The sequence below is a fragment of the Pseudomonas sp. Cab53 genome (assembly GCF_018325965.1).
In the GTDB taxonomy this organism is placed as follows: Bacteria; Pseudomonadota; Gammaproteobacteria; order Pseudomonadales; family Pseudomonadaceae; genus Aquipseudomonas; species Aquipseudomonas chlororaphis_E.
In genome coordinates, this window is record NZ_AP021902.1 from 719,954 (window position 1) to 744,966 (window position 25,013).

The following is a 25,013-nucleotide window of genomic DNA, read 5'->3' on the forward strand; positions in this document are numbered from 1 at the left end:
GTTACTGACAGATTGCATTCGCGAGCAAGCCCGCTCCCACAGTGGATCGGTGTATCAGTGACGGAAGTGGCGCATACCAGTAAAGACCATGGCGATGCCGGCTTCATCCGCCGCCGCAATCACTTCGTTGTCTCGCATCGAGCCACCCGGCTGGATTACGGCGGTGATACCGACCTTGGCCGCGTTGTCGATGCCGTCGCGGAACGGGAAGAATGCATCGGAGGCCATGACCGCGCCCTGGACCTGAAGGCCTGCGTGCTCGGCCTTGATCGCGGCGATGCGGGCCGAGTTCACGCGGCTCATCTGGCCGGCGCCGACACCGATGGTCTGGCGGTTCTTGGCGTAGACGATGGCGTTGGACTTGACGTACTTGGCCACTTTCCAGGCGAAGATCAGGTCGTTGATTTCCTGTTCGCTCGGCGCGCGCTGGGTCACGACCTTCAGGTCTGCGCTACCGATCATGCCGATGTCACGGCTTTGCACCAGCAGGCCGCCGTTGACACGCTTGTAGTCCCAGGCCGGGGCGCGATCCGCCGACCATTGGCCGCAGGCCAGCAGGCGTACGTTGGCCTTGGCGGCCACGATGGCGCGTGCTTGCTCGCTCACCGACGGGGCGATGATCACTTCGACGAACTGGCGCTCGACGATGGCCTTGGCCGTCTCGGCGTCCAGTTCGCGGTTGAAGGCGATGATGCCGCCGAAGGCCGACTCGGTGTCGGTGGCGTAGGCCAGTTCGTAGGCCTGGCGGATGCCGCCCTCGGCGTCCGGGCTCACGGCCACGCCGCACGGGTTGGCGTGCTTGACGATGACGCAGGCGGGCTTGACGAAGCTCTTCACGCATTCCAATGCGGCGTCGGTGTCGGCCACGTTGTTGAACGACAGTTCCTTGCCTTGCAACTGGGTCGCGGTGGCGATGCCGACTTCGGCTGGCTTGGCTTCCACGTAGAACGCCGCGCTCTGGTGCGGGTTCTCGCCGTAACGCATTTCCTGGGCCTTGATGAACTGGATGTTGAAGGTGCGCGGGAATTCGCTGCGACCTTCGGTCGAAAGAGTTTCGGCCGCCTGGTTCACGGTGCCCATGTAGTTGGCGATCATGCCGTCGTAGGCGGCGGTGTGTTCGAACGCCTTGAGCATCAGGTCGAAACGCTGGGCGTAGGTCAGGCCACCGGCCTTGAGATTTTCCAGGACGCTGGCGTAGTCGCTGGCGTTGACGACGATGGCGACGTCCTTGTGGTTCTTGGCCGCCGAGCGGACCATGGTCGGGCCGCCGATGTCGATGTTCTCGATGGCGGTCGGCAGGTCGCAGCCAGGCTTGTTGATGGTGGCTTCGAACGGGTAGAGGTTGACCGCCACCAGGTCGATCGGCTTGATGCCGTGCTCGTTCATGATGGCGTCGTCGATGCCGCGGCGGCCGAGGATCCCGCCGTGGATTTTCGGGTGCAGGGTCTTGACGCGACCGTCCATCATTTCCGCAAAACCGGTGTAGTCCGCGACTTCCACTGCAGCGACGCCGTTGTCCTGCAGCAGCTTGAAGGTCCCGCCGGTGGAAAGAATCTCGACGCCCAGCTGTTGCAGCTCGCGGGCGAATTCGAGGATCCCGGTCTTGTCGGAGACGCTGATCAAGGCGCGGCGGATCGGCAGGCGGGTGGTCTGGTCGGTCATTTCAATTTCCATCACAAGCAAGGGAAGTCAGCAAAAAAGGCGACCGTTTTTTACGCGGGCGCCTTTCTGGTTTGATTGAATGCTTACAGCAGATCGTACTGCTTGAGTTTCTTGCGCAGGGTGCCTCGGTTCAGTCCGAGCAGCTCGCTGGCCTTGGTCTGGTTGCCCTTGACGTAGTTCATCACGCTTTCGAGCAGCGGTGCCTCGACTTCGGAAAGCACCAGGTTGTACACATCCGTGACGGCAGCGCCCTCAAGGTGGGCGAAATAATTGTGCAGCGCCTTCTCGACACTTCCGCGAAGGGTCTGGCCTTCTTCGCTGGGCGTGTTCAGGTGCTGTTTCAAATTCACGTTGTCGCTCACGGGTGTTGTTCCACTCACTAAAGTCTCGGTCATCATCGTCATGCGGCCACCCCTTCGTCCCCTGTCAGGCTCTTGTAACGCTCAGCGAAGAAAGCCTGAACGTCGGCGCATTGTGCTTGCGTACCATCCAAACGATTGAAGCGGGCGCGAAACTCCCTGGCGCCCGGCAGGGTTGCGAGATACCAGCCCACATGCTTGCGAGCGATGCGGACGCCCATGACTTCACCGTAGAAGGCATGCAGCGCGGCCAGATGCTCTAGCAGAATACGTTCCACCTCGGACAATTGCGGCGCAGCGAGCTTTTCGCCGGTGCGCAGGAAGTGTTCGATCTCACGAAAAATCCATGGCCGCCCTTGGGCGGCCCGGCCGATCAACAGGCCATCGGCACCGGTCGCGTCCAGCACGTACCGGGCCTTCTCGGGCGAATCGACATCGCCATTGGCAAAGACCGGTATCGACACCGCCTGCTTGATCGCGGCGATGGTGTCGTACTCGGCTTCGCCGGTGTACAGGTCGGCGCGTGTGCGGCCATGCACTGCCAGCGCCGTGATACCTGCCTGTTCGGCGATCTTCGCCACCGTCAGGCCGTTCTTGTTGTCCCGGTCCCACCCGGTACGGATCTTCAGGGTCACCGGCACATCGACTGCGCCGACAACGGCCTGCAGGATCTCGGTCACCAGGGCTTCATCCTTCAACAGCGCGGAACCGGCGGCCTTGTTGCAGACCTTCTTCGCCGGGCAGCCCATGTTGATGTCGATGATCTGCGCGCCCAGCGCCACGTTGGCCCGGGCCGCCTCCGCCAGCATCTGAGCGTCGCCACCGGCGATCTGTACCGAGCGGGGCTCGGGATCGCCTTCGTGGATCATGCGCAGACGCGATTTGCGGGTGTTCCACAAACTCATGTCGCTGGTGACCATTTCCGACACCACCAGGCCGGCACCCAGTCGCTTGCACAGCTGACGAAAGGGCTGGTCGGTGACGCCCGCCATCGGGGCGAGAACCAGGCCGTTCTGCAATGTATATGGGCCGATGCGTACCGCCGACATAGGACTTCCCTGAAGTGGGGCCGGATCATGAGACTTCGAAAAAGGGTTGGCATGATACCCGCTCTCGATGACTGGATAAAGATCGAATTGGATAAAATCTGAACAGCTATTTTGTTATCGCCAGCGGTTTGGTCTGGGTCGGTTGAGTCAGAAAGCTGCCGTCAATCGGCCGGCCCTGGCGCGGCTTCACTCGGGGGAATGGAAGCTCAGGCTGTAGTTCACCGCCTTGGATCCTGGGTCGAGGATGTCCAGCGCGATGTGGATGGGCGTCTGGGGCGGCATTTCGCCGCGGCCTTCGAGATCGCCGCCCAGGTATTCCCCCGGCTTGAAGCGGCGACTGGCGATCAGGTGCCCGTTCAGGTCGGCGAAACGCAGTTCCAGCAGCGGGAACGGCTGGGAGAAGGGCGCGCGATTGTAGATGATCGCGTCCACCACCAGGGCGCCGCTGAACTCCGGATGGCTGCGCACCACCAGGTTGCTGCTCTTGATCTTGGCGATGTCGACCTTGGACGGAACGTCGCAGCCCAGGGTCGGGCAGATTTGCAGGAACCATGGCCGGTACTGGTCCTGGCGGGCCAGTTCCTCGAAGTGATAGGCGATGTACTGGCCACCCAGGGCCGCGGCGGCCAGCAGGATCAGCAAGCCCCACAGCAGGCGTCGTCCCCACGGCGAGCGGCGCTTGCGCCAGTCCAGTTGCAACGGGTCGTCGTCCAGGTCCTGGAGGTCTTCGGCGCGTATGCCGGGCTCCTGGCGTTCGCGCGACTTGCGCAGCGGGACCGGTTGCGCCGGCTCTTCGTCGTGATCGTGATCGTGATCGTGATCGTGATCGTCGGTGGCGGACAGGCGCTCGAGGTGTTCCTCGGGCTCGTCGTGCGGCGCCAGGCGCATGGGGGCGACGGGTTCGTCGTCCGGTTCCAGGGGTTCCAGCGCCAGGGACAGCGACGGTTCGGTGCGCGGCGGCCGGGCCGGCTCGTGGGGTTCGAAAGGCTCGGCAGGCGTCAGGAGCACGGCTTCGGCGCGCTCGTCGGGCGGATCGCTGTACAGGCTGTCGGACCAGTCGGCCTGTTCGTCGGCCAGCGGTTCGCGCTGCGCGCTCAGGTTGTCTTCGCGACGGCGTCCGGCGGTGCCCGGCGCCCGATTGTCGCGCCGCTCCAGGCGCGCCAGTTCCTTGTCCAGGTCATCGAGGTCGAGCTCGGCGGCGGTCCATTGTTTCTGGCTGATGGCTCGCGGCGGCGCTTCGGCGGCCGGCCTGGCGACCGGCACCAGGGGCGGCGCGGCTTCCCGGGCGGCCCGCTGTTCGAGCAACTGGCGAGCGGCATTGAACACTTGCAGGCACGAGCCACAGCGAACCACCCCGCGGGCCACGCTCAGTTGAGCATGGTTGACGCGAAAGCTGGTGTGGCAATGCGGACACTGGGTGACGAAGCTGTCAGTCATGCGGCAATCCGGTTGATACAGGCGGCCATTCTAGCGCCGACGTCCGGTGATGCGCACCCAGCCATCGCGATTGGCGATCGGGTCGAGGTCGAAGTCCTCGGCATAGGCGGCAGCGACTTCTTCGCCCTGTTCGGCGAGGATGCCCGACAGTGCCAGGCGTCCGCCCGGCTTGACCAGGCTCGACAGTTGCGGCGCCAGGGAGACCAGCGGTCCGGCCAGGATATTGGCCACCAGCACGTCGGCCTGCGCTGGCGGCAGGTCTTGCGGCAGGTACAGCGGGAACCGTTCTTCGGCAATGTGGTTGCGCCCGGCGTTGTCGCGGGACGCTTCCAGGGCCTGGACGTCGATGTCGGTACCGACCGCCTCACGGGCGCCCAGCAGCAGCGCGGCAATGGCCAGGATCCCCGAGCCGCAGCCGAAGTCGAGCACGTCGCAGCCCTTGAGGTCCTGGCCGTCGAGCCATTCCAGGCACAGCGCGGTGGTTGGGTGGGTGCCGGTACCGAACGCCAGGCCCGGGTCCAGCAGCAGGTTGACGGCGTCCGGTTGCGGCGCGGCATGCCAGCTGGGCACGATCCACAGGCGCTGGCCGAAGCGCATCGGCTGGAAGTTGTCCATCCAGCTGCGTTCCCAGTCCTGGTCCTCGATCACTTCGCTGTGATGCTCGGGCAACGGGCTGCCGGTCAGCAGTTCGAGGTGGGCCAGCACGCTGGCCGCCTCGGTGCCGCCTTCGAACAACGCCAGCAGGTGGGTGTGCGACCACAGCGGCGTGGTGTTGAGTTCCGGCTCGAAGATCGGCTGGTCTTCGGCGTCCATGAAGGTTACCGATACGGCGCCTACTTCGAGAAACGCGTCTTCGTAGGTTTCGGCTTGTTCCGGGCTGATGGCCAGGCGTACTTGCAGCCAAGGCATGGCGGGCACCTTTGGAAAAAAAATACAGGGGGCAGCGTGGGGCTGCAAAGGCGCGCAGTGTACGCCAGGTCGCCCCCAAAGTGGATAAGCGAGTCGAGCAGCGTCGGGTGGGTGTTTCGATATATATATGTATGCCCTGGGCGTCGGGTGCGGCGGATAAGGTGCCGGTCCACACAACAGGGAGGTCTGTGATGGACAACACCGCCAAGCGACAAAACACTGTGATCGGCGCGGGGCCGCTTTCTTCCCCGCCAGAGGCGGCGGCTCATGTCGTGCTGGAAAGACTGGCTCAATGGCAGGCCGTCATCGAGGCGCGACTGCAAGCCCGGATGGGCGTGCTGGACGTGCTGGAAGAGTACCTGCTGGTGCAACTGCGCACCCACTATCACGACGGCAATATCGACCCGCATTTCATCGACACCCTGATCGACACGGTGCTGCGACGGATGATCGAGGTGGTGCCCGTGGCCCCGGACGACGAGGCTGAGGCGCCGTACCGCTGGCCGGGTGGGGCCGACCGAGGATTTTCGGCCGAGCGCCAGGAACGGATCGCGCAAGTGATAGAGAGCGTCGCGTCGAGTTTCATCGCGCACTATCGGGATTATCTGCGCCGGTATTGGTCAATGGCCGGGGGCGATGAGCCCTTGGTGGCGGTGGTCAGGCAGCGGCTCGAGGGGCACCTGAGCGACGTCGAGGCGCTGTTGCAACCGCAGCCGTTGGCTGGCCTTGGCATCGAAGCGTTGCGCGAAAGGCTCGAAGTGTTCGAGCAGGACTGGCGCCGGTTCGGCGAGCTGGCCGGGTTGGCGAGCGCCACACAGCGTCAGCCGCTCGAGGCGCTCGCGCGTGCGCAACTGCCGGAGTGGTTGCGCGGGCTGGGCGAGGACGAGCGTCAGCGACTGGAGGCGCTTGAGGAGCAGACCTCCCAGGCCGAGGCGCTGGTGGATGGCTTGCTCGATGAACTGGGTTCGTTGCAAGCCTTCGCCCGGCGACTGGCCAAGGATTACGTCAGGCGTGAACTGGACATGACGGTCGAACCCGACAGCATTCGCGTGCAGGTGCAATGGCGAAGCGTGATGGGCCAGCCGGTGCGCGTCCACAGTCTCAGTCAACTGCTGGCGTCGGGTCCGATCAGGCCGGACGCCGTCACGGTGTTCCTGGTGGAGAACGGCGCGATGCTGCGCAACCAGGCGCTGACGCCGTCGTTCATCAGCCAGTTGCTGGCGGACGTCGATGCACCTGCCGGGTATCGGCAAGCGCTGGTGGAGCGCCATGGACGAAGGGACCTGCAGGACGCTTTGTTCGATTGGGTCCTGGCGCGGCTGCAGCAAAGTGCGTTCGTTGCCCGCTGTGCCGGTCATTTGCAGGTGGCCAGCCATGAAGCGGTCCAGGCCCTGTGGGGCCGCGAGACCGGCCCCCTGCGGGCGAGTGGCCTGGTGCTGCCCAATGCCTTGCGGTGTGACGATGTGCTCTTGTTTCATCGTCAGGACCTGCAAGGCGATGTGCTGTTGTACGCCCCCGGAAAACCGGACGGCCAGGAGTGGATCGAGCTGCCTTCGCTGTGGGCCGTGAGCGTCGAGGTGGGGGCGTGGACGCGCGACGAGGCCGGCCGAGAGTACCTGTTGCAGAGGATCTCCCCGACGGATCGGGACGCGGCCCGCGAGTATTTCAGCCGCGTGATGGACAAGCCGACGGTCTGGGATTCAAGCCGCGACCCCAGGCGGGCGGTGAGCGGTCTCAGCGAATGCCTGCAAGACAGCGTCGCCAGGGGCGTGGACAACCACCTGGCCCAGGTGGAGCAGGACGAGTCGCCCCGTTGGTACGCGGCGATGTCGCTCGATTCCCGGCGCAACCTCAGCAGCTTGAACCAGGAGTTGCGGGTTCATCAGCGCGTGTTCATCGAGCAGATGGCCGGCTACGAAGTCTTCATGGACTTCGCCAAGCGGGTCGTCACCCAGGCGATTGCCCCGTACATGCGCAGCAAGGGCGTGCAGGCGCCGGTCGATCCGGCCACGGTGCTGATCGACTACAGGCCTGGGCTGACAGGCGCGACGATAACCGCCAGTCTGCTGGACCTGGCCATCTACGGGTATGACGACAACGGCGGAATCGACGACCCTCGAAAAGGCGTGCGCTCATCGGTCGGCCAGGACCTGCGGCAAGTGCGCAGCGCGGACCTGGCGGTTTACCTGCGTGGGGCGTATGTGGGGGAGCACTATGGGCGGGACACCCGCGCCCGGTTTCTCGATACCGAGGCGGCGCAATACACCGCCCGCCGCATGGCCTACCGCAATTTGCTGCTGACCCGAATGGATCGCGACCTGCGTGTCGCCATGGGACAGTCCCAGTTGAATGCCGAGCAATTCTGGTGGCTCACCCGGCAGGTCACTCGGCTGGGCGAGCCGGCGCCGGCAGTCGGTCCGGGGTATTCGGGGGCCGCCGTGCAGCAGGAGGGGATGATCCGGTTTACCCTCGGCGGGCAGGTCGTGATCGGCGTGTATGTGTTCGCCTATTTCCAGCCAAGGGGCGTGTATTGGCTGTACACGCCGGATTCTGCGGACGGTATCGCGTTCCGTCGTTACCAGGATTTCTCCGGTGCCGTCGTTGCCCGCCTGCACGATTACCTGCTGGAGCGGGTTGCCCTCGGCGCCCGCGCTGCGGTCAGGCGCACCCTGGTGGCGTTGGCGGCGGGCACCGTGAGCGTGGATACATTGCGCGAGTTCAATCGGGTAAGCGATGTTCGGACGGAGTTCGATGCCTGCATCGAGCGTGCTGTCGCCGATGTGGAAGCGGTCACCCGCAGTCGCGCCGAGGTGATCCGGCAACAGGTCATCAAGGGATTACTGTTCGTGTCGGCGCCTATGTGCCTGGTGTACCCACCTTTGGGCTTGCTGTTGGATGCAGTCGTGATCGCCAGCAGCGTCAAGCAGGCAGCCGAGTCTCACGGGAAAGGGGATACGGAACGGGCGTTGGGCCATTGGTTGATGGCCTCCTGGGGCGCCTTGTTCGCCGCCTTGGGCGTTACAACCCTGGTGGCATTGCTGGGGCGGGCGGCCAGCAGCCTCCAGCGGGTGGTCAGGCCGCTGTCACTGTCCGCCCAGCGCCTGGCGGGCTTGCCCCCGCGGATGGCCAGGGACGCCGGGCCGGTGCTCCAGCCCATCCGCTTCAAGCCGAAACAGGCGGTGGGCAAGGCCCCTGACCACCTGGAGTACGTGACCAAGGAGGGAATTTTCAACGGGACCTATCGCAGTCCGGCCAGCGCCTCGCAGCCGCGCAGCCTCTACTACGTGCGCCACCAGGGTCGGTACTACCAGGTGAAGGAAAATACCTATTTCGGCGGTTTGTGCCTGGTGGACGCCCGCCGCCCCGGCGCCTTGTACAACGTGCCCATCCGACGGCTGGGGAACGGTAAATGGGTACGTAACGAAGTCGGCCTGCGTGGGGGTAATGATGAGGTGCTTGTCCTCGGGCACGTGAGGGATTTGCGCGAGGCGTTTCCCGGTCATGTCTTCCCGGATGTCTCAAGGGGGGCGTTGCAGGGCGAGGCGCTGGTGGCGCGCTACAGCGAGGCGGTCGCGGACAATTATCTGTTCTCGTTGAACGCGCAGACCTGCGTGATCGCGGCGTTGTACAGCCCGGCCACCCGGACCGGAGCCGTCATTCACTTCGATCACAACATCCGCGCGCTGATCGAGCGCAGCCTGCGGGACGTCATGCAGCGCCTGGACACGACGGCGCAAGAGGTTCGTGCCACCCTGGTGGGCGGGGATTGGCTGACCGGCACTGACATTGGCGGGCGGGTCCGGTCGGCGATGCGGCGCGAAGGCCTGCAACCGACGTGGGATCACTGGTCGTACTCGTCCTGTTTTGGCAACACTTACGGTCTGGCGCTGGACCTGCGCAATGGCGTGACATCGGTCTTCAAGACCTCGCGCGGCCAGGTCGAGCGTTACTACATCCCGGTGCTGGCGCGGGCGAAGAAGAGCGCCGATCCGGTTTCGGCGCGAGCCCGCGGGTTCATGCGGCGCGTGCGCAACGAACCCCTGGTCGCCAATCCCAGCGGTGCCATCAGCACGGGGCAGGGGCGGCTGGCGACGCCGGCGGAAGTCGAAGCGCAGGCCTTCGCGACGGTGCTGCTGAGCTGAGCGATCGGCAGGCAAAAAAAGACCCCGGCCAATGGGCCGGGGTCCTTTACATCACTCGAAGCATCAAGCCTGGTGGGCCAGCTTGTGTTCCAGGTAATGGATGTTGACGCCGCCTTCGCAGAAGCCTTCGTCACGGACCAGATCACGGTGCAGCGGGATGTTGGTCTTGATCCCGTCCACCACGATTTCGTCCAGGGCATTGCGCATGCGCGCCATGGCTTCGTCGCGGGTCGCACCGTAGGTGATCAGCTTACCGATCAACGAATCGTAGTTCGGCGGAACGGCATAACCGCTGTACAGGTGCGAGTCGACGCGAACGCCATTGCCGCCCGGGGCGTGGAAATGCTTGACCGTGCCTGGGCTTGGCATGAAGGTTTTCGGGTCTTCGGCGTTGATCCGGCATTCCAGTGCGTGACCGCGGATGACCACGTCATCCTGGGTGAACGACAGCTTGTTGCCGGCGGCAATGCTGAGCATTTCCTTGACGATGTCGATACCGGTGACCATCTCCGAAACCGGGTGCTCCACCTGAACACGGGTGTTCATTTCGATGAAGTAGAAACGACCGTTCTCGTAGAGGAACTCGAAGGTGCCGGCGCCGCGGTAGCCGATGTCGATGCAGGCCTTGACGCAACGGGCCAGGACTTCCTGGCGCGCCTGCTCGTCGATGCCTGGTGCTGGCGCTTCTTCGAGTACCTTCTGGTGACGACGTTGCAGCGAGCAATCGCGGTCCCCCAGGTGGATGGCCTGGCCTTGGCCGTCGGACAACACCTGGACTTCGACGTGGCGTGGGTTGGTGAGGAATTTTTCCAGGTAGACCATCGGGTTGCCGAACGCCGCGCCGGCTTCGGAGCGGGTCAGTTTCGCCGAGGAAATCAGGTCTTCTTCCTTGTGTACCACGCGCATGCCGCGACCACCGCCGCCGCCAGCGGCCTTGATGATCACCGGGTAGCCCACTTCACGACCGATGCGCAGAGCGGTTTCTTCGTCTTCAGGCAACGGGCCGTCGGAACCCGGAACGGTCGGTACGCCGGCAGCGATCATGGCGTGCTTGGCCGATACCTTGTCGCCCATCAGGCGGATGGTGTCGGCTTTCGGACCGATGAAGGCAAAACCGGAGTTCTCGACCTGTTCGGCGAAGTCGGCGTTTTCCGCCAGGAAGCCGTAGCCTGGGTGAATGGCGGTGGCGCCGGTCACTTCGGCAGCGGCGATGATCGCCGGGATGTGCAGGTAGGAGTGCGCAGCCGACGCCGGACCGATGCAGACGGATTCGTCTGCCAGGCCCAGGTGCATCAGTTCTTTGTCGGCCTTGGAGTAAACGGCGACGGTCTTGATGCCCATCTCCTTGCAGGCTCGCAGAATCCGCAGGGCGATCTCACCGCGGTTTGCGATCAGGACTTTTTCCAACTTCGCAGTCATCAAAGGCTCTCCGCGGTTCAAACGATGGTGAACAGCGGTTGGTCGTACTCAACCGGCTGGCCGTCTTCGACGAGGATGGACTCGATCACACCGCTGGTTTCAGCTTCGATGTGGTTCATCATCTTCATGGCTTCGACGATGCACAGGGTGTCGCCTTTCTTCACGGTCTGGCCCACTTCAACGAAGGACGGCGAGGTTGGCGAAGACTTGCGGTAGAACGTGCCTACCATGGGCGAACGAGCGACGGTGCCGTTGAGTGCCGGAGCGGCGGCAGCGGCTGGAGCAGCGGCGGTGGCGGCTGCCGGTGCGGCTGGCGCAGGGGCGGCTGCGGGTGCTTGCATCGGTGCCGGGGCATAGAACTGCTGGGCTGGCGTCTTGCTGTGGCGGCTGATGCGTACGGACTCTTCGCCTTCCTTGATCTCCAGCTCGTCGATGCCGGACTCTTCCAGCAATTCGATCAGTTTCTTAACTTTACGGATATCCATGAATCATCAACTCCCAAGGGTCGGTCAGGGGCGTGTAGCTTGTTGTTCAAGCTGCTCCAGGGCAGCCTCCAGGGCCAATCGGTAACCGCTGGCGCCAAGGCCGCAGATCACTCCCACCGCTACATCGGAGAAGTAAGAGTGATGGCGGAAAGGTTCGCGTTTATGCACGTTGGACAAATGCACTTCGATGAATGGGATGCTCACCGCCAGCAGCGCGTCACGTAATGCGACACTTGTGTGTGTAAAAGCTGCTGGATTGATCAGAATGAAGTCCACGCCTTCGCCACGCGCGGCATGGATGCGATCGATCAATTCATATTCGGCATTGCTTTGCAGGTAGAGCAGATGATGGCCGGCGGCGCGGGCCCGCTGCTCCAGGTCCTGGTTGATCTGCGCCAGTGTCACGGCGCCGTAGACGCCAGGTTCGCGGGTGCCAAGCAGGTTCAGGTTGGGTCCGTGCAGGACCAAAAGGGTTGCCATCTGCTGTTCCTTGTTATCCGTGCGCAGGTGTCAGAACCCGGCGACTATGCCGCAAAGCCTTAATGACTGTCCAGTTCTCTGCAATAGCCAGCACGATGACCGATGTTTGCGCGAAATTTATGACCATGCCCCAGGATCCGGTCATCTGCAGCCGGAAAGCCCGCACTGAACCTTGTGGGAGCGGGCTTGCCCGCGAAGGGGCCGGTACATCCAATATCGTCGCAAGCTGACCCAGCGCTTTCGCGGGCAAGCCCGCTCCCACAGTGGGTGTTGTGGTGGATGTTAATCCTGCGACCAACCCGAATGATTGTGGGAGCGGGCTTGCCCGCGAAGGGGGCGGTACATCCGACATCGTTGCAAGCTGACCCAGCGCTTTCGCGGGCAAGCCCGCTCCCACAGTGGGTGTTGTGGTGAATGTTAATCCTGCGACCAACCCGAATGATTGTGGGAGCGGGCTTGCCCGCGAAGGGCGCGGTACATCCGACATCGTTGCAAGCTGACCCAGCGCTTTCGCGGGCAAGCCCGCTCCCACAGTGGGTTGGTGGCGGACGTTAATTCTGGGGCCAACCTGAATGATTGTGGGATAGGGGGTTAGACCCGGAATGCTTGCACCGCCGTGTGCAGGCGTCCGCCCAGTACCAGCAGGTTGTCGCCTTGTTCCCGGCCCTGGCCGATGCGCAGCAGGTTGTCGCCGCCCAGTTGGTGGATGCGTTCGCTGTGGTCGCGGATTTCGCTGACGGCGCCGCTCTGTTGGGCGGTGACGTCAGCGATGCGCACGGCGGTGTCGGCGATGGTCTGGATGGCGCCGACGATTTCATCCAGCGCACCGTCGGCGGCCTGGGCCTGGTTGGCGGTGGCTTCGGCATGTTCGACCTGGGCGCGCATGCCGTCCACCGACTGGCGCGCGGCCTGTTGCAGGCGGGCGATCAGCGTCTGGATCTCGGCGGTGGCGCCGGCCGTGCGTTGGGCCAGGGAGCGAACCTCTTCGGCCACCACTGCGAAGCCGCGGCCCATTTCCCCGGCGCGGGCCGCTTCGATTGCGGCGTTGAGGGCCAGCAGGTTGGTCTGGTCGGCGATGGAGCGAATCACCGTCAGCACGCCGCCGATGGTGGCCGACTCCTCGGCCAGTTGCTCGATCATTTGCGCGTTGTCCTGCACTTCCCCCACCAGTGCATGCAAACCGGTAAGGCTCAGGCCGATGACTTTCTGTCCTTGTTCCACCGCGTGGCCGGCGCTACGGCTGGCGTCGGCGGCCTGGCTAGCGTCGCCAGCGACTTGCTGGATCGTCGCCTCCAATTCGCTGAGGGAGTCTCGGATCAGCGCCGTGTCGTCGGCCTGGTCCTCGGCGCCGCTGTGCAGCTCGCCGCTCAGTTCCGCCAGGGTCCGGCTGCTGCCGGCCACTTGTTCGGCGTTCACGCGAATGGTGCCCACCAGATCCACCAGGTAGGCGCGCAGGCGATTGAGCGACGCTTCGATGTCCTGCAGTTCGCGGTTGCTGGCGCCCACCCGGATGTCGCGGCTGAAATCGCCCTCCGCCCAGGTCGACAAGGCGGGCGCCAGGTGGGTCAGGGTCCGGGCGAGACGTCGCTGCAAGGTGTCGATGAGCAACGCGATCAGCAGGATCAGGCCGATCATCACGCCCTGGATCAAGCGCACCTCGCCCTGGATCCGCCCGTGTTGGGCCCGCACCGCAGGCTCCATGGCATCGATGGCCTGCTGCACGTCAGCGGTCTTGAGGTGCGTGGCGTTGCTCAACTCGGTGCGTTTCTGGATCAGTTCCCGAGTGCGCGACAGCTCCGCTGGGTAGCGGCCAAGCAGGCTGTTGAGTTCGCGTTTGAGAGCGATGCCGGCATCTTCGGCGGCGGTTTTTTCCTGGGTTTCCAGGCCCATCAGCGCAGCGAAATCATCGCCGGCGGTTTCGCTACTGGCCGTCACGCCGAGCAGTGGCAAGCCATCGAGCTGGGCGGCCTGGGTGCGGATGCTCTGCAGTTCCCGTTCGACGTCGGCGGCCATTTCACTGCGACCGCTGCTGACCAGCTTGTCCCGGGTGAGGGACAGCCGGCCCAGGTGCTGCGACGCGGCGAACAGCGGTGGCAGGTAGGCCGGCGCGCCTTGGGCGTATTGGGCGAGCTGGTCGAGGTTGGCGCTCAATTCACGTTCGGCCTGGAGCAACAGGGCCTGGGGGTCGCCGGCCAGCTTGCCGGCGCCCAGCAGGTCGGTCTTGCTGAAGCTGTCGAGGTTGGACAGGCTCGGGCGCAGGGTCTGGGCCAGCTCCGGCGGGAACGCATCGAGTTCCTTTTGCAGGGTTTCCAAGGCCTGGGTCGCGGCGCTCAGGCGCAAGGCATCGCCGCTGTTCAGGTACTCCTCGATATTGCGTGTCACCTCGCCCTGAAACTGCCGCGACAGGCCCAGGTAGCGTTCCATCAACAGATAGGGGCGTTCCAGGGCGATCTGCGACCACCACAACGTGGCACCCAGGCCCAGGCACACGGCAACTAAAAGAAGGGTATTGAGATTGGTCAGCAGCTTCAGGCGCATCAAGGGTCTACCAAGGGCAGAATCGTAAGTGCCTGAAGTTATTGCGTTTGAGTTACAGGTTTATGACTGAATCGGTGGATTCCGATGAAAAAGTGGCACTTTGCCTGGCCGCCTGCACGCGGTTGCGTCCGGCGTGCTTGGCCCGGTACAGCGCCTCGTCCGCCTGGCTCGCCATCATCAGGCTGTCGGAGTCATCGCTCATCTCCACCACGCCGGCGCTGAAGGTGCACCACAAGTCATGGGGCTGGGCCGGGTAGTGGATTTCGGCAAAGCGCTGGCGGATTTCATCCAGCACCTTGCAGGCCGCCTCGATGTCGGTGTCGGGCATGACGATGGCGAACTCTTCGCCCCCGTAGCGGCCGATGAAATCGGTCTTGCGCAGACGCTGCTTGAGAAACAGCGCCAGGCTCTTGATCACCCGGTCACCCATGGGGTGGCCATGGCTGTCATTGACCCGCTTGAAGTGGTCGATGTCGAGCATGGCGAAACTCAGCGGCTTGCCTTCCCGGCGGGCGCGGAAACTGCAATCTTCGAGCAACTGCAGGATGTGCGTGTGGTTGTACAGCCCGGTGAGGCTGTCGCGCACCATCCGCGCCTTGAGGTTGCGCGCCCGTGCCGCGCGGTTGCGCACGGTGGTGATCAGGTGGCGGGGCTTGATCGGTTTGGTCAGGAAGTCGTCGCCGCCTTCGCTCATGGCATCGAGCTGCTTGTCCAGGTCGTCTTCGGCGGACAGGTAGATGATCGGCACGCTGACGTAGCGGTCGTTGTGGCGGATCACCTTGGCCAACTCGGTGCCGGTGCAGGCGGGCATGTACATGTCGAGGATGATCAGGTCGGGCTGGAAGTCCGCCAGCTCGGCCATGGCCTGGATCGGCTCGATCAGCGTGCGGGTGACGATGCCGGCACTGTTGAGCAGGCGCTCGGTGTGCAGGGCCTGGGCGCGGGAGTCATCGATGATCAGCACTTTGTAGGGCTCGTACTGGGCGACGCAGGTCAGCACTTCGATTTTTTCCAGCAGGCTCGAGGCTTCGAGCGTGCCGGTGAGGAACTCCTGCCCGCCGGCCCGCACGGCCGCCAGGCGTGTCGGCGTGTCGGTTTCCAGCAAACTGAAGAACAGCAGCGGCAGCGGCTGGTCCAGGCCTTCCTGGGCTTCGGCGGCCAGTTTCAGGCCGGCGCCGGGGCCGCTGAAATCCACGTCCATGACAATCGCCGCCGGCAGGCGCTCGACCATCGTCGCCCGAAATGCCGCGACGCTGTCCAGGGCCTGGGCACTGAGACCGAAGAATTCCAATTGCTTGGCCAGGCGCTCGGCGCGGTCGTGGTCTTGCAGCAGTACATAGATGGGTTTGCGCAGCGGCGGCAGGAAGGTCTGTTCGAGTTGGTCGCCATGGCGCAGGCCGGTGCGCGACAGGCGCTGCATCAGGCGGTTGATTTCGGTGATCAGGTGGCTGCTCAGGCGTCCGCGGTTGGCGTCCACTGCCTGCAACGACTGACTGATGCCTTGGGCGAGCTGGGTGTGTTCGGGTTGTTCGAAGCGTTCGGCAAAACGCAGCAGCCGCAGATTGGCTTCGCTGAGCTCGGAAAGATCGGTGCTGGACCACTCGCTGCGCTGCAGGCGCTGCCAGATCTCCAGGATCTGACGAGCCTGGTGAATTACCCGCTGGGCAAAGTGATGCTTGAGGCGCTCGCGGCTGGGGTCTTCTGGCTCGGTCATATCCTGACTACTAGTTAGGCTGCATGCTGAGGTCGACTGGTGGCTCTATGCTAGCACCTCTTTTCCCTTGCATCAGTGTCATACGTCAATAATCTGTCCAACCGCGACATTCAGTTAATGACCGGCCAGTTTCGAAGACCGACGGCGGCGCTTCATTTATAGTGGCTGCTCGACGACCCTGCCAGGGCAGGCCTGATTGGCCGCCACATTATCGCGTTTCAAATCAGGCACGATGGCGTAGGGTTGTGGTCGAACCGAGAACTCAAGTGATTGAAGGGATATCGCCATGCTGGACTGGAAAAACCGCGCGGGCAGCGCGCCTGAACGTGCCGCCGAACCGAAATCGGACACCCGCAGCTACCTGGGTGGGCTGTTGTTCAGTCGGGCATTGGCGACGCTGGTCGGCCTGTACTTGCTGGTGACCATCGCCCTGGGTTGGTATTGGAGCCAGGAGCCGGCGCTGTTCCCGGTGCAGCAGAACGCCCAGGCGGCAGCCGAGCGGGACGGCCGGCAAATGGTGGTGGGCTACACCACCGTCGAGACCCTCAAGACCGTGGCCGGCACCTTGCTGACCAAACCGGGCGGCTACACTTCCAACGACCGTTTCCCGCCGGGCCTGTGGATGGACAACATGCCGAGCTGGGAATACGGCGTGCTGGTGCAGGTTCGCGACCTGAGCCGCGCCTTGCGCAAGGACTTCGCCCGTTCCCAGTCACAGTCCGCCGAAGACGCCGATCTGGCCAAGGCCGAGCCGCGCTTCAACTTCGATAACCGCAGTTGGGTGCTGCCCTCCAGTGAGTCGGAGTACCAGGAAGGCATCAATTCCCTGAGCCGCTACCAGGCACGCCTGTCCGATCCGGCCCAGAAGAGCGCGCTGTTCTACGCCCGTGCCGACAACCTGAACAACTGGCTGGGGGATGTCGGCACTCGCCTGGGTTCGTTGTCCCAGCGCCTGTCGGCCAGCGTGGGCCGGGTCAAGCTCAACACGTCGCTGAAAACCGAAATTCCGGCGCCGGGCCAGGTGCCGCAGGTGGATGAAGAAGTCGTCGAGACCCCATGGATGCAAATCGACAACGTGTTCTACGAGGCGCGCGGCCAGGCATGGGCGCTGTCGCATTTGCTGCGGGCCATCGAGGTGGACTTCGCCGACGTGCTGGCGAAGAAGAACGCCACCGTCAGCGTCCGGCAGATCATTCGTGAACTGGAAGCGTCCCAGGAACCGGTCTGGAGCCCGATGATCCTCAATGGCAGCGGCTTCGGCGTGTTGGCGAACCATTCGCTGGTGATGGCCAACTACATTTCCCGGGCCAACGCAGCGGTCATCGACCTGCGGCAACTGCTGAACCAGGGCTGATCGATGAGCGAAAGCGCCCGGGAGGTCGCCCACCGAGCGGCCTCGGATGCCGAGCTGATCGCCTGGGTCGATGAACACGACAACCTGCTGGGCAGCCTGGTGCGCTCGGACCTGCGTGAGCGCGGGCTGATCGGGCGCGGCACCTACATCCTGTTGTTCAACTCGGCCGGTGAACTGTGTGTTCACCGGCGCACGTTGAGCAAGGCGATCTACCCGGGGTTCTGGGACGTGGCGGCGGGCGGCATGGTGCAGGCCCACGAGACCTACACCGAATCGGCCGCCCGGGAGCTGGCCGAGGAACTGGGCGTGAGCGGCGTCGCGCTGACCGCCCACGACCACTTCTATTTCGAGGACACCGGCAGCCGGCTGTGGTGCTCGGCGTTCTCGGCGGTGTGGGACGGCCCCCTGGTGCTGCAACCGGAAGAAGTGCTCGAAGCGCGGTTTATGCCCATCGACCAGGTGCTGGATGAAATCCGCCGCAAGCCTTACTGCCCGGACTCGCTGGCGGCGTTGGAGCGCTATTTGCGCGCCCACGGCGATGGCGTCGCAAAGAAGCTATAAATTGGCGCCGATTGGCCCTTAGCAAGTCGGCTTTTTGCCGTTACACTGCGCGACTTTTCAAGCTGAACCGACGTCTGCGGTCCAGTAGCGCTGCCCCTGCCTGAGTGGGGCTTCGCGGTCGAGGCATTGCTCTCTCGACCAGTCTTTGTCCTCCCGAGAGGATTGCCGGTGGCCAAAAAAGCCGCATCCTTCGCCGCCTTGGGCGGCCTGGTATTTTCTACCGACGCCGGTCGTCATTGCCCTGATTGCCGTCAACCGGTGGATGCCTGCATCTGCAAACAGACCGTCATCCCTGCCGGTGATGGCATTGCCCGCGTGCGCCGCGAAAGCAAGGGTCGCGGCGGCAAGACGGTGACCACGATCACCGGTGTGCCGTTGGCCGAAGACGCGCTCAAGGAATTGGCGACGACGTTGAAGAAACGCTGTGGCACCGGTGGCGCGTTGAAGGACGGCGTCATCGAGATCCAGGGCGATCACGTCGAGCTGTTGCTGGCCGAATTGGTCAAGCACGGTTTCAAGGCCAAGAAATCCGGCGGCTAGCAGCCTCTGTGAAAACCACCCTCGGCTTGATCCGAACGTACGGTTCGCGGTCGCCCGCATGGTTTTCACAGAGCCTGTTCTGAACGGGTTTCCAGGCTCTGTTTGAAAAGTCTTGAGACGAAGGTCAGGCAAGGCGAAAACCGGCGAGGAAGCGGAGTTTACTGGAGTAAATGAGCATTCCGAGCCGGTTTTCAACGCAGCATGAACGAGTATCAAGGCTTTTCAGACAGAGCCTAAACTCAGCGCTGCCAGCAGGGTCTACCCTGCTGACAGACAATTCGTCATTTTCACTCTCTAGACTGCCCCAGCCTCCGACCGGATGGTGCATTTTGACTTCTTTATAGGGGACTTCGATGTCCGTACGACGCACACGCAAAGACGATGGCAGCCAATGGACAGTTGCGGACAGCCGCAGTGTTTACGGGATTCGCCATTGGGGGCCGGGTATTTCGCGATCAATGACGCCGGTCGCGTCGAAGTCCGTCCGAACGGTCCCGGCAGCTCGCCCATCGACCTGTTCGAGCAAGTCGAGCAACTGCGCCAGAGCGGCCTGTCGCTGCCCTTGCTGGTGCGCTTCCCCGACATTCTGCAAGACCGCGTGCGCCAGCTCACCGGTGCGTTCGACAGCAACATCGCGCGTCTGGAATACCAGAGCCAATACACCGCGCTCTACCCGATCAAGGTCAACCAGCAGGAAGCGGTGATCGAGAACATCATCGCCACCCAGAACGTTTCCATCGGCCTGGAAGCCGGTTCCAAGCCGGAGCTGCTGGCGGTGCTGGCGCTGGCGCCGAAGGGCGGGACTATCGTCTGCAACGGCTACAAGGACCGTGAGTTCATCCGCCTGGCGCTGATGGGCCAGAAACTGGGCCACAACGTTTTCATCGTCATCGAGAAAGAGTCCGAAGTCGGCCTGGTGATCGAAGAGGCGACCTCGCTCAAGGTCAAGCCACAGGTCGGCCTGCGGGTGCGCCTGTCGTCCCTGGCATCGAGCAAGTGGGCCGATACCGGCGGCGAGAAATCCAAGTTCGGCCTGTCGGCCGCGCAACTGTTGTCGGTGGTCGAGCGCTTCCGCGCCGCGGGCCTGGACCAGGGCATCCGTCTGTTGCACTTCCACATGGGTTCGCAAATCGCCAACCTGGCGGACTACCAGCACGGCTTCAAGGAAGCGATCCGCTACTACGGCGAGCTGCGCAACCTTGGCCTGCCGGTGGACCACATCGACGTGGGCGGTGGTCTGGGCGTGGACTACGACGGCACCCACTCGCGCAATGCCAGTTCGATCAACTACGACATGGACGACTACGCCGGTGTCGTGGTCGGCATGCTCAAGGAGTTCTGCGACGCCCAGGGCCTGCCGCATCCGCACATTTTCTCCGAAAGCGGCCGGTCGCTGACCGCCCACCACGCCATGCTGGTGGTGCAGGTGACCGACGTCGAGAAGCACAACGACGACGTGCCGGTGATCGACAACAAGCTGGAGCTGCCGGAAACCGTGCAATGGCTGGTGGACCTGTTGGGGCCGACTGACATCGAGATGGTCACCGAGACCTACTGGCGTGCCACCCACTACATGAGTGACGTGGCCGCGCAGTACGCCGACGGCAAGTTGACCCTGGCCGAGAAAGCCCTGGCCGAGCAGTGCTACTTCGCCGTTTGCCGGCGCCTGCACAATTCGCTGAAGGCTCGCCAGCGGTCCCACCGCCAGGTGCTGGACGAACTCAACGACAAGCTGGCCGACAAGTACATCTGCAACTTCTCGGTGTTCCAGAGCCTGCCGGACACCTGGGCCATCGGCCAGGTATTGCCGATCCTGCCGTTGCATCGCCTCGACGAAGAGCCGATGCGCCGTGCCGTGCTGCAAGATCTAACCTGCGACTCCGATGGCAAGATCAAGCAGTACGTCGACGAGCAGAGCATCGAGACCAGCCTGCCGGTGCATGCCCTCAACACGGGCGAAGACTACCTGCTGGGCATCTTCCTGGTGGGCGCCTACCAGGAAATCCTGGGCGACATGCACAACCTGTTCGGTGACACCGACTCGGTGAACATTTACCAGAACGCCGACGGCAGTGTGTACCACGCCGGTATCGAGACCCACGACACCATCGAGGACATGCTGCGCTACGTGCACCTGTCGCCGGAAGAGTTGATGACTCACTACCGCGACAAGTGCGCCAGCGCCCGGATCAGCGCTGCCGAGCGCACCCAGTTCCTGGACGCCTTGCGCCTGGGCCTGACGCGTTCGTCGTATCTGTCTTCTTGATGGGGGCCTGAGCGTCCACCGAACCTGTGGCGAGGGGATTTATCCCCGTTCGGCTGCGAAGCAGCCGTAAAACCGGCTAACGAGATTTGCCTGTTGCTCCACAGACTGGGTTCTGGGGCCGCTTCGCAGCCCAACGGGGATAAATCCCCTCGCCACAGGGGCTCCGGCGCCATTTTCAACTGGACGGCAAATGCCCTTCGCTCTGTCAGAAACTGCATCGCATACTGCGGGAGTTTTCGGACAGTCCTGAAGGGCATTTTTGTTTGTGCCGGTGTTATTTTCGCGCATCGGCGCACATAACCGGCGTAGTCCTAATTTCGTGTAGTCCCTTTCCTAACTTGTACTTCAGCCCTCTACTCGGCCATGGCTCTCGGCGAGAATCCTCGGCCGCCCCTCCTGTAGAGAAACGCCGATGTCCGATCCAGCCCGCGAGTCAGCCTTTCGTCTGGAGATAGCCGGTCTGCCCGAACCCTTGGTCGTCGTGGCCTTCACGGGCAGCGAAGCCATCAGCGAACCCTTCGCCTATGAGGCGCAATTGTTGCTCCCCGACGCCCCCATGGACTTGGCCGGGCTGCTGTACCGCAACGTGTGGCTGAGCTTCGGCGCGCCGGGTCGAGGCATTCATGGGCAATTGCACGAACTGCTCGAACAGCCTCCGGGCGCCGGCTGCCGGGTGCGTATCGGGCCGAAGCTGGCTTGCCTGGCGCAGCGCTTCAGCCAACGGGTGTTCGTTGCTCGCTCGGTGCCGCAGATCCTGCGCCAGGTGCTCCGGGAACATGGCATCGGCGGCCGGCACCTGTGCCTGGACCTGAGCGGCGACTACCCTGCGCAAGACTTCTGCACCCAATACCGGGAGTCGGACCTGCAATTTCTCCAACGGCTGTGCGCGCAAGCCGGCATCCATTTTCATTTCGAACAGACCCCGGACGGACATTGCCTGGTTTTCACCGACAGTCCAGACCGTTTCCCGTTGGTGGGCGAGGCGGTTTATGGCGACCACCGGCCAGCGCCGGGCGTCCGGGCCTTCAGTGTGCAGAGCACGCTGCCGGGCGCACAGGTTGCCCGGGGGCGCAGCGACCTGAAGAACCTGCACGTTGGCCGAGCGGTGACGCTGGCAGCGCATCCCCTGGAGGGCTGGAACCGCTGCTGGCTGCTGACCGGCGTCGAGCACCGCGGCCAGGCGGGGGTGTATGGCAACCAGTTCAAGGCCATCCCCCAGGGCGCGCCGTGGCAGACAGCCCCGCGGGCGACGAAGCCGCGCATGGCGAGCCGGCAACGGGGTTGGGTGGTCGCGGTGGATGAGCCGGTGATGCAAGAAGCCGGACGCGTGGCGGTGCAGTTCGACTGGGTCTACCAGGGCGAGGGCGCCCGTCCCAGCCATTGTTGGCTGCCGTTGGCGCCCGAATTGCTGGCGGGGGCGGACGAGTTGCGCGAGGGCACCGAGGTGTTGGTGAGTTTTATCGAAGGCGATCCGGATCGTCCGTTGATCAGTGCCTTTCTCGACGGCCCCGCGTTGGCTGCGCCGGTTGAGCCTGCGGCCGCCCCGATCGCCGACCGCGCACCGGGGCCGGCGGTTGCCGACCCGATGCTCCTGTCGGCGATCCGCAGTGCCGAGCCGCTGGTCTTGTTGTGCCTGCTACCCGGCGGCGGCAGTTTCAGCCATTGCGCAGAGGCGTTGTGCACCTGCCGGTTGCTCACCCAGCCCGGCGCGGGTATCGCGCCGTGAGCGCCGGCGCCCTGGCCGGGTCCCATTGGTTGCTGCTCGACGTACCGAGTGCGCCCGACGCGACGTGGCGCCTGCAAGAACAGTTCGCGGGGGTTCAGGCTGAGGTGCTGTTCGACGACACCGAGTTGCACGGCCTCGGGGAGCACAGCCCACTGTTGCTGGATCTTCGGCGAGCGGGTGGGTTGGTCAGTCTCTGTCATCTGGATCCGCAGGCCTGGCCGGGGCTGGTGTTGATCAGCAGTGCGTCGGCGGAACAACTGCTGGCGCATCTGCGGCGGATGCTGACGGTGACCTTGGGCCTGCACCACAAAGCGTTGCTGAACTATTACAACCCGCACACCGCCAGCTATTTTTTCGACGGTTGCGACCCGCAGGAACTCAGTTGCTGGCTGGGGCCCATCAGCCAGGTGCGTTGGTTCGGTGGCACCTGGGCCGACCGCGCCATCGGCAGCCTGGGCTGGCAGCAACTGACCAATCCCGGGTTGCCGGTGACGGCGCTGGAGAACGAACACAGCCTCAGTGATCGGCAGCAACGCCAACTCCAGCAATGCCTGCTGGAGCGCCACGCCTGGCGCTGGTCGCGCGCCATCGGGCGTGATTATCACTTGCTCTGGAAGCGCTTTCAGGAGGGGCTGGGGCTGGGGTTCACCGAACAGGCGTTGCTCGATGACTGGTTGTGGCTTCGCCTGCAACACCCCGATGCCCGGCCGGTGCCGAAGTTGGAAGGCCGGTCGCCACGGGAATACCTCGATCAGCTACGCCGGGCATGGCAGGGCGGTCCGGGGTGAGATGTCATGGGCTGGGGCTGCCCAGCCATTGATCGCGCCGTTGCAGATGCCAGGCGATGGCCCCGAGGGTCAGGCTGCGCAAGGCCATGAACAGCAGGAAGGTGATCCACAACCCGTGGTTGCCCAAGCCTTGCAGCGCCCAGGCGACAGGCAGTACCAGCAACAGCGTCAGCAGCATGCCGTTGCGCATTTCCCGGGCGCGGGTGGCGCCGATGAACAGCCCGTCGAGCAGGTAGCTCCAGACCGCAATCAGCGGCAGGGCCGCCAGGTAAGGCAGATACTGGTCGGCGGTGGCGCGCACGTCGGGAATGTCGGTTTGCATCGCGATGAACAGGTGGCCGGCGAGCAGGAACAGCAGCGCGAACCCAAGGCTTGCAATCAGCGACCAGCCGCAGGCCACCACCAGCGAACGGCGCAGGGCGAGGCGATCGCGGGCGCCGATGGCATGCCCGCACAAAGCTTCCACCGCGTGGGCGAGGCCGTCCAGGGCGTGGGCGGTCAGCAGCAGGCCGTTGAGCAGCAGGGCATTGGCTGCCACGGTCGCGTCCCCTAGCCGCGCGCCTTGCACGGTGATCAGGAAGAACACCGCTTGCAGCGCCAGGCTGCGAATGAAAATGTCCCGGTTCACCGCCAGCAGTGGGCGCCAGCTCTGCCACCGCCCCAAGGCTGCCCAGGCCACCTGTCCGGGCCAGGCCCGCAGAGTCTTGCGTGCCAGGGCCAGGCCGACCAGCGCACCGGTCCACTCGGCAATCACCGAGGCCCGGGCCGAACCGGCCACGCCCCAGTCCAGGCCGATCACGAACCACAGGTTCAGGGCGATGTTCACCAGGTTGGTCACCAGCAGGATCGCCAGCGGCGCTCGGGCATTCTGGGCACCGAGGAACCAGCCCACCAATGCATAGCTGGCCAGCGCCGCCGGTAGGCCGAAGAGCCGGGTGTGGAAAAAGTCGCGGGTCAATTGGTCGAGTTCGGCCGATGGCTGCATGAAGTGCAACGCCACGCCACTCAGCGGTACGCCGACGGCGCCGAGCACCACCGCCAGCCCCATCGCCAGCAACAGGCCTTGCACCAGCACCTGCCGCAGCGCCGCGCCATCGCCACGTCCGGCGGCCTGGGCGGCGAACCCGGTGGAGCCCATGCGCAGGAAACCCATGGCCCACGCCAGCACGGTATACAGACTCGCCCCGACCGCCACCGCGCCCAGCTGATGGGCATGGGGCAAATGGCCGATGACCGTACTGTCCACCAGCGCCACCAGCGGCACGGAAATGTTCGAGAGAATCATCGGCGCCGCCAGCGCCCAGACCCGGCGATGGGTAAGGCGGTCGCGCCAGTCGGTGATCAGGTGGGACATGCGGGCTCCTTGATGGAGCGCAATTGTAGCGAGTTCTCTGGATGATCGTTTCCAGTCCCTGCGAAGCACGCCGCACTTCGCAGGCCCGTTTTTTGTGGCGAGGGGATTTATCCCCGTTCGGCTGCGAAGCAGTCGTAAATCCGACTAACGCGGTTCACCTGATGTACCGCATGGCCTGGGTTTGGGGCTGCTGCGCAGCCCAGCGGGGATAAATCCCCTCGCCACAACTG

17 protein-coding genes and 1 pseudogene are annotated in these 25,013 nt (G+C 64.1%); 7 read left to right on the forward strand and 11 right to left on the reverse strand.

The features are described from left to right. Nucleotides 1-54: 54 nt before the first annotated feature. The 5 genes from purH to prmA form a co-directional block, all read right to left on the reverse strand. A complete protein-coding gene (purH, locus tag KI241_RS03055; protein ID WP_212803348.1) occupies nt 55-1,662 on the reverse strand; it encodes a bifunctional phosphoribosylaminoimidazolecarboxamide formyltransferase/IMP cyclohydrolase in 1,608 nt (535 codons plus the stop codon). A gap of 83 nt (nt 1,663-1,745) precedes the next feature. Further along, the gene (gene fis, locus KI241_RS03060; protein WP_003186237.1) at nt 1,746-2,066 is read right to left on the reverse strand and encodes a DNA-binding transcriptional regulator Fis; all 321 of its coding nucleotides are present in this window, start codon (nt 2,064-2,066) and stop codon (nt 1,746-1,748) included. Then, nucleotides 2,063-3,070 (reverse strand): tRNA dihydrouridine synthase DusB, encoded by a 1,008-nt coding sequence (gene dusB / locus KI241_RS03065; RefSeq protein WP_042729016.1) that lies wholly within the window; start codon nt 3,068-3,070, stop codon nt 2,063-2,065. The genes fis and dusB overlap by 4 nt, the downstream gene beginning before the upstream one ends. A 186-nt stretch (nt 3,071-3,256) precedes the next feature. Further along, on the reverse strand, nt 3,257-4,507 hold the full coding sequence (locus KI241_RS03070; protein ID WP_212803349.1) for a DUF3426 domain-containing protein: 1,251 nt from the start codon (nt 4,505-4,507) through the stop codon (nt 3,257-3,259). Nucleotides 4,508-4,537: 30 nt separating this feature from the next. Then, complete coding sequence (gene prmA, locus KI241_RS03075) at nt 4,538-5,416, reverse strand: 50S ribosomal protein L11 methyltransferase (RefSeq protein WP_042729014.1); 879 nt, start codon at nt 5,414-5,416, stop codon at nt 4,538-4,540. A gap of 191 nt (nt 5,417-5,607) precedes the next feature. Between prmA and KI241_RS03080 the strand changes: the two genes are divergently transcribed. Next, nucleotides 5,608-9,558 carry a DUF6543 domain-containing protein gene (locus KI241_RS03080; RefSeq protein ID WP_212803350.1) on the forward strand — a complete coding sequence of 1,317 codons (3,951 nt, stop codon included), beginning with the start codon at nt 5,608-5,610 and terminating at the stop codon, nt 9,556-9,558. Between the two features lie 63 nt (nt 9,559-9,621). Here KI241_RS03080 and accC read toward each other — a convergent pair whose 3' ends face one another. The 5 genes from accC to KI241_RS03105 all read right to left on the reverse strand — a co-directional run bounded on the left by accC (nt 9,622) and on the right by KI241_RS03105 (nt 16,194). After that, nucleotides 9,622-10,977, reverse strand: a complete 1,356-nt coding sequence (accC, locus tag KI241_RS03085) for an acetyl-CoA carboxylase biotin carboxylase subunit (RefSeq protein ID WP_042729012.1) — start codon at nt 10,975-10,977, stop codon at nt 9,622-9,624. 17 nt (nt 10,978-10,994) lie between these two features. Further along, a complete protein-coding gene (gene accB, locus KI241_RS03090; protein ID WP_042729011.1) occupies nt 10,995-11,462 on the reverse strand; it encodes an acetyl-CoA carboxylase biotin carboxyl carrier protein in 468 nt (155 codons plus the stop codon). Nucleotides 11,463-11,486: 24 nt separating this feature from the next. Further along, the gene (gene aroQ / locus KI241_RS03095) at nt 11,487-11,942 is read right to left on the reverse strand and encodes a type II 3-dehydroquinate dehydratase (RefSeq protein WP_042729010.1); all 456 of its coding nucleotides are present in this window, start codon (nt 11,940-11,942) and stop codon (nt 11,487-11,489) included. A 591-nt stretch (nt 11,943-12,533) separates the two neighbouring features. Beyond that, on the reverse strand, nt 12,534-14,480 hold the full coding sequence (locus tag KI241_RS03100; RefSeq protein ID WP_042729009.1) for a methyl-accepting chemotaxis protein: 1,947 nt from the start codon (nt 14,478-14,480) through the stop codon (nt 12,534-12,536). 52 nt (nt 14,481-14,532) lie between these two features. Then, on the reverse strand, nt 14,533-16,194 hold the full coding sequence (locus KI241_RS03105; RefSeq protein ID WP_047736014.1) for a PleD family two-component system response regulator: 1,662 nt from the start codon (nt 16,192-16,194) through the stop codon (nt 14,533-14,535). Between the two features lie 286 nt (nt 16,195-16,480). Between KI241_RS03105 and KI241_RS03110 the strand changes: the two genes are divergently transcribed. From KI241_RS03110 to KI241_RS03135, 6 genes and pseudogenes are all read left to right on the forward strand, one after another. After that, nucleotides 16,481-17,548 carry a DUF2333 family protein gene (locus tag KI241_RS03110; RefSeq protein ID WP_212803351.1) on the forward strand — a complete coding sequence of 356 codons (1,068 nt, stop codon included), beginning with the start codon at nt 16,481-16,483 and terminating at the stop codon, nt 17,546-17,548. 3 nt (nt 17,549-17,551) lie between these two features. Next, nucleotides 17,552-18,109, forward strand: a complete 558-nt coding sequence (locus KI241_RS03115; RefSeq protein ID WP_212803352.1) for an NUDIX hydrolase — start codon at nt 17,552-17,554, stop codon at nt 18,107-18,109. A gap of 168 nt (nt 18,110-18,277) precedes the next feature. After that, nucleotides 18,278-18,649, forward strand: coding sequence for a translation initiation factor Sui1 (locus KI241_RS03120; RefSeq protein ID WP_024781395.1), 372 nt, complete (start codon nt 18,278-18,280; stop codon nt 18,647-18,649). A 353-nt stretch (nt 18,650-19,002) separates the two neighbouring features. Continuing rightward, nucleotides 19,003-20,915 (forward strand): annotated as a pseudogene (gene speA, locus KI241_RS03125) (arginine decarboxylase). Between the two features lie 412 nt (nt 20,916-21,327). Further along, on the forward strand, nt 21,328-22,641 hold the full coding sequence (locus tag KI241_RS03130) for a contractile injection system protein, VgrG/Pvc8 family (protein WP_212803353.1): 1,314 nt from the start codon (nt 21,328-21,330) through the stop codon (nt 22,639-22,641). Beyond that, nucleotides 22,638-23,429, forward strand: a complete 792-nt coding sequence (locus KI241_RS03135; RefSeq protein ID WP_042732632.1) for a DUF4123 domain-containing protein — start codon at nt 22,638-22,640, stop codon at nt 23,427-23,429. The genes KI241_RS03130 and KI241_RS03135 overlap by 4 nt, the downstream gene beginning before the upstream one ends. A 4-nt stretch (nt 23,430-23,433) precedes the next feature. Here KI241_RS03135 and KI241_RS03140 read toward each other — a convergent pair whose 3' ends face one another. Next, nucleotides 23,434-24,783 carry an MATE family efflux transporter gene (locus KI241_RS03140; RefSeq protein WP_047736011.1) on the reverse strand — a complete coding sequence of 450 codons (1,350 nt, stop codon included), beginning with the start codon at nt 24,781-24,783 and terminating at the stop codon, nt 23,434-23,436. Nucleotides 24,784-25,013: the final 230 nt, after the last annotated feature.

Coding starts and splice junctions, on each gene's coding strand:
- purH (WP_212803348.1), bottom strand. CDS start 1,662: ATGACCGACCAGACCACCCGCCTGCCGATCCGCCGCGCCTTGATCAGC.
- prmA (WP_042729014.1), bottom strand. CDS start 5,416: ATGCCTTGGCTGCAAGTACGCCTGGCCATCAGCCCGGAACAAGCCGAA.
- KI241_RS03115 (WP_212803352.1), top strand. CDS start 17,552: ATGAGCGAAAGCGCCCGGGAGGTCGCCCACCGAGCGGCCTCGGATGCC.
- KI241_RS03140 (WP_047736011.1), bottom strand. CDS start 24,783: ATGTCCCACCTGATCACCGACTGGCGCGACCGCCTTACCCATCGCCGG.
- accC (WP_042729012.1), bottom strand. CDS start 10,977: ATGACTGCGAAGTTGGAAAAAGTCCTGATCGCAAACCGCGGTGAGATC.
- KI241_RS03070 (WP_212803349.1), bottom strand. CDS start 4,507: ATGACTGACAGCTTCGTCACCCAGTGTCCGCATTGCCACACCAGCTTT.
- dusB (WP_042729016.1), bottom strand. CDS start 3,070: ATGTCGGCGGTACGCATCGGCCCATATACATTGCAGAACGGCCTGGTT.
- KI241_RS03105 (WP_047736014.1), bottom strand. CDS start 16,194: ATGACCGAGCCAGAAGACCCCAGCCGCGAGCGCCTCAAGCATCACTTT.
- accB (WP_042729011.1), bottom strand. CDS start 11,462: ATGGATATCCGTAAAGTTAAGAAACTGATCGAATTGCTGGAAGAGTCC.
- KI241_RS03100 (WP_042729009.1), bottom strand. CDS start 14,480: ATGCGCCTGAAGCTGCTGACCAATCTCAATACCCTTCTTTTAGTTGCC.
- aroQ (WP_042729010.1), bottom strand. CDS start 11,942: ATGGCAACCCTTTTGGTCCTGCACGGACCCAACCTGAACCTGCTTGGC.
- KI241_RS03080 (WP_212803350.1), top strand. CDS start 5,608: ATGGACAACACCGCCAAGCGACAAAACACTGTGATCGGCGCGGGGCCG.
- KI241_RS03130 (WP_212803353.1), top strand. CDS start 21,328: ATGTCCGATCCAGCCCGCGAGTCAGCCTTTCGTCTGGAGATAGCCGGT.
- KI241_RS03110 (WP_212803351.1), top strand. CDS start 16,481: ATGCTGGACTGGAAAAACCGCGCGGGCAGCGCGCCTGAACGTGCCGCC.
- fis (WP_003186237.1), bottom strand. CDS start 2,066: ATGACGATGATGACCGAGACTTTAGTGAGTGGAACAACACCCGTGAGC.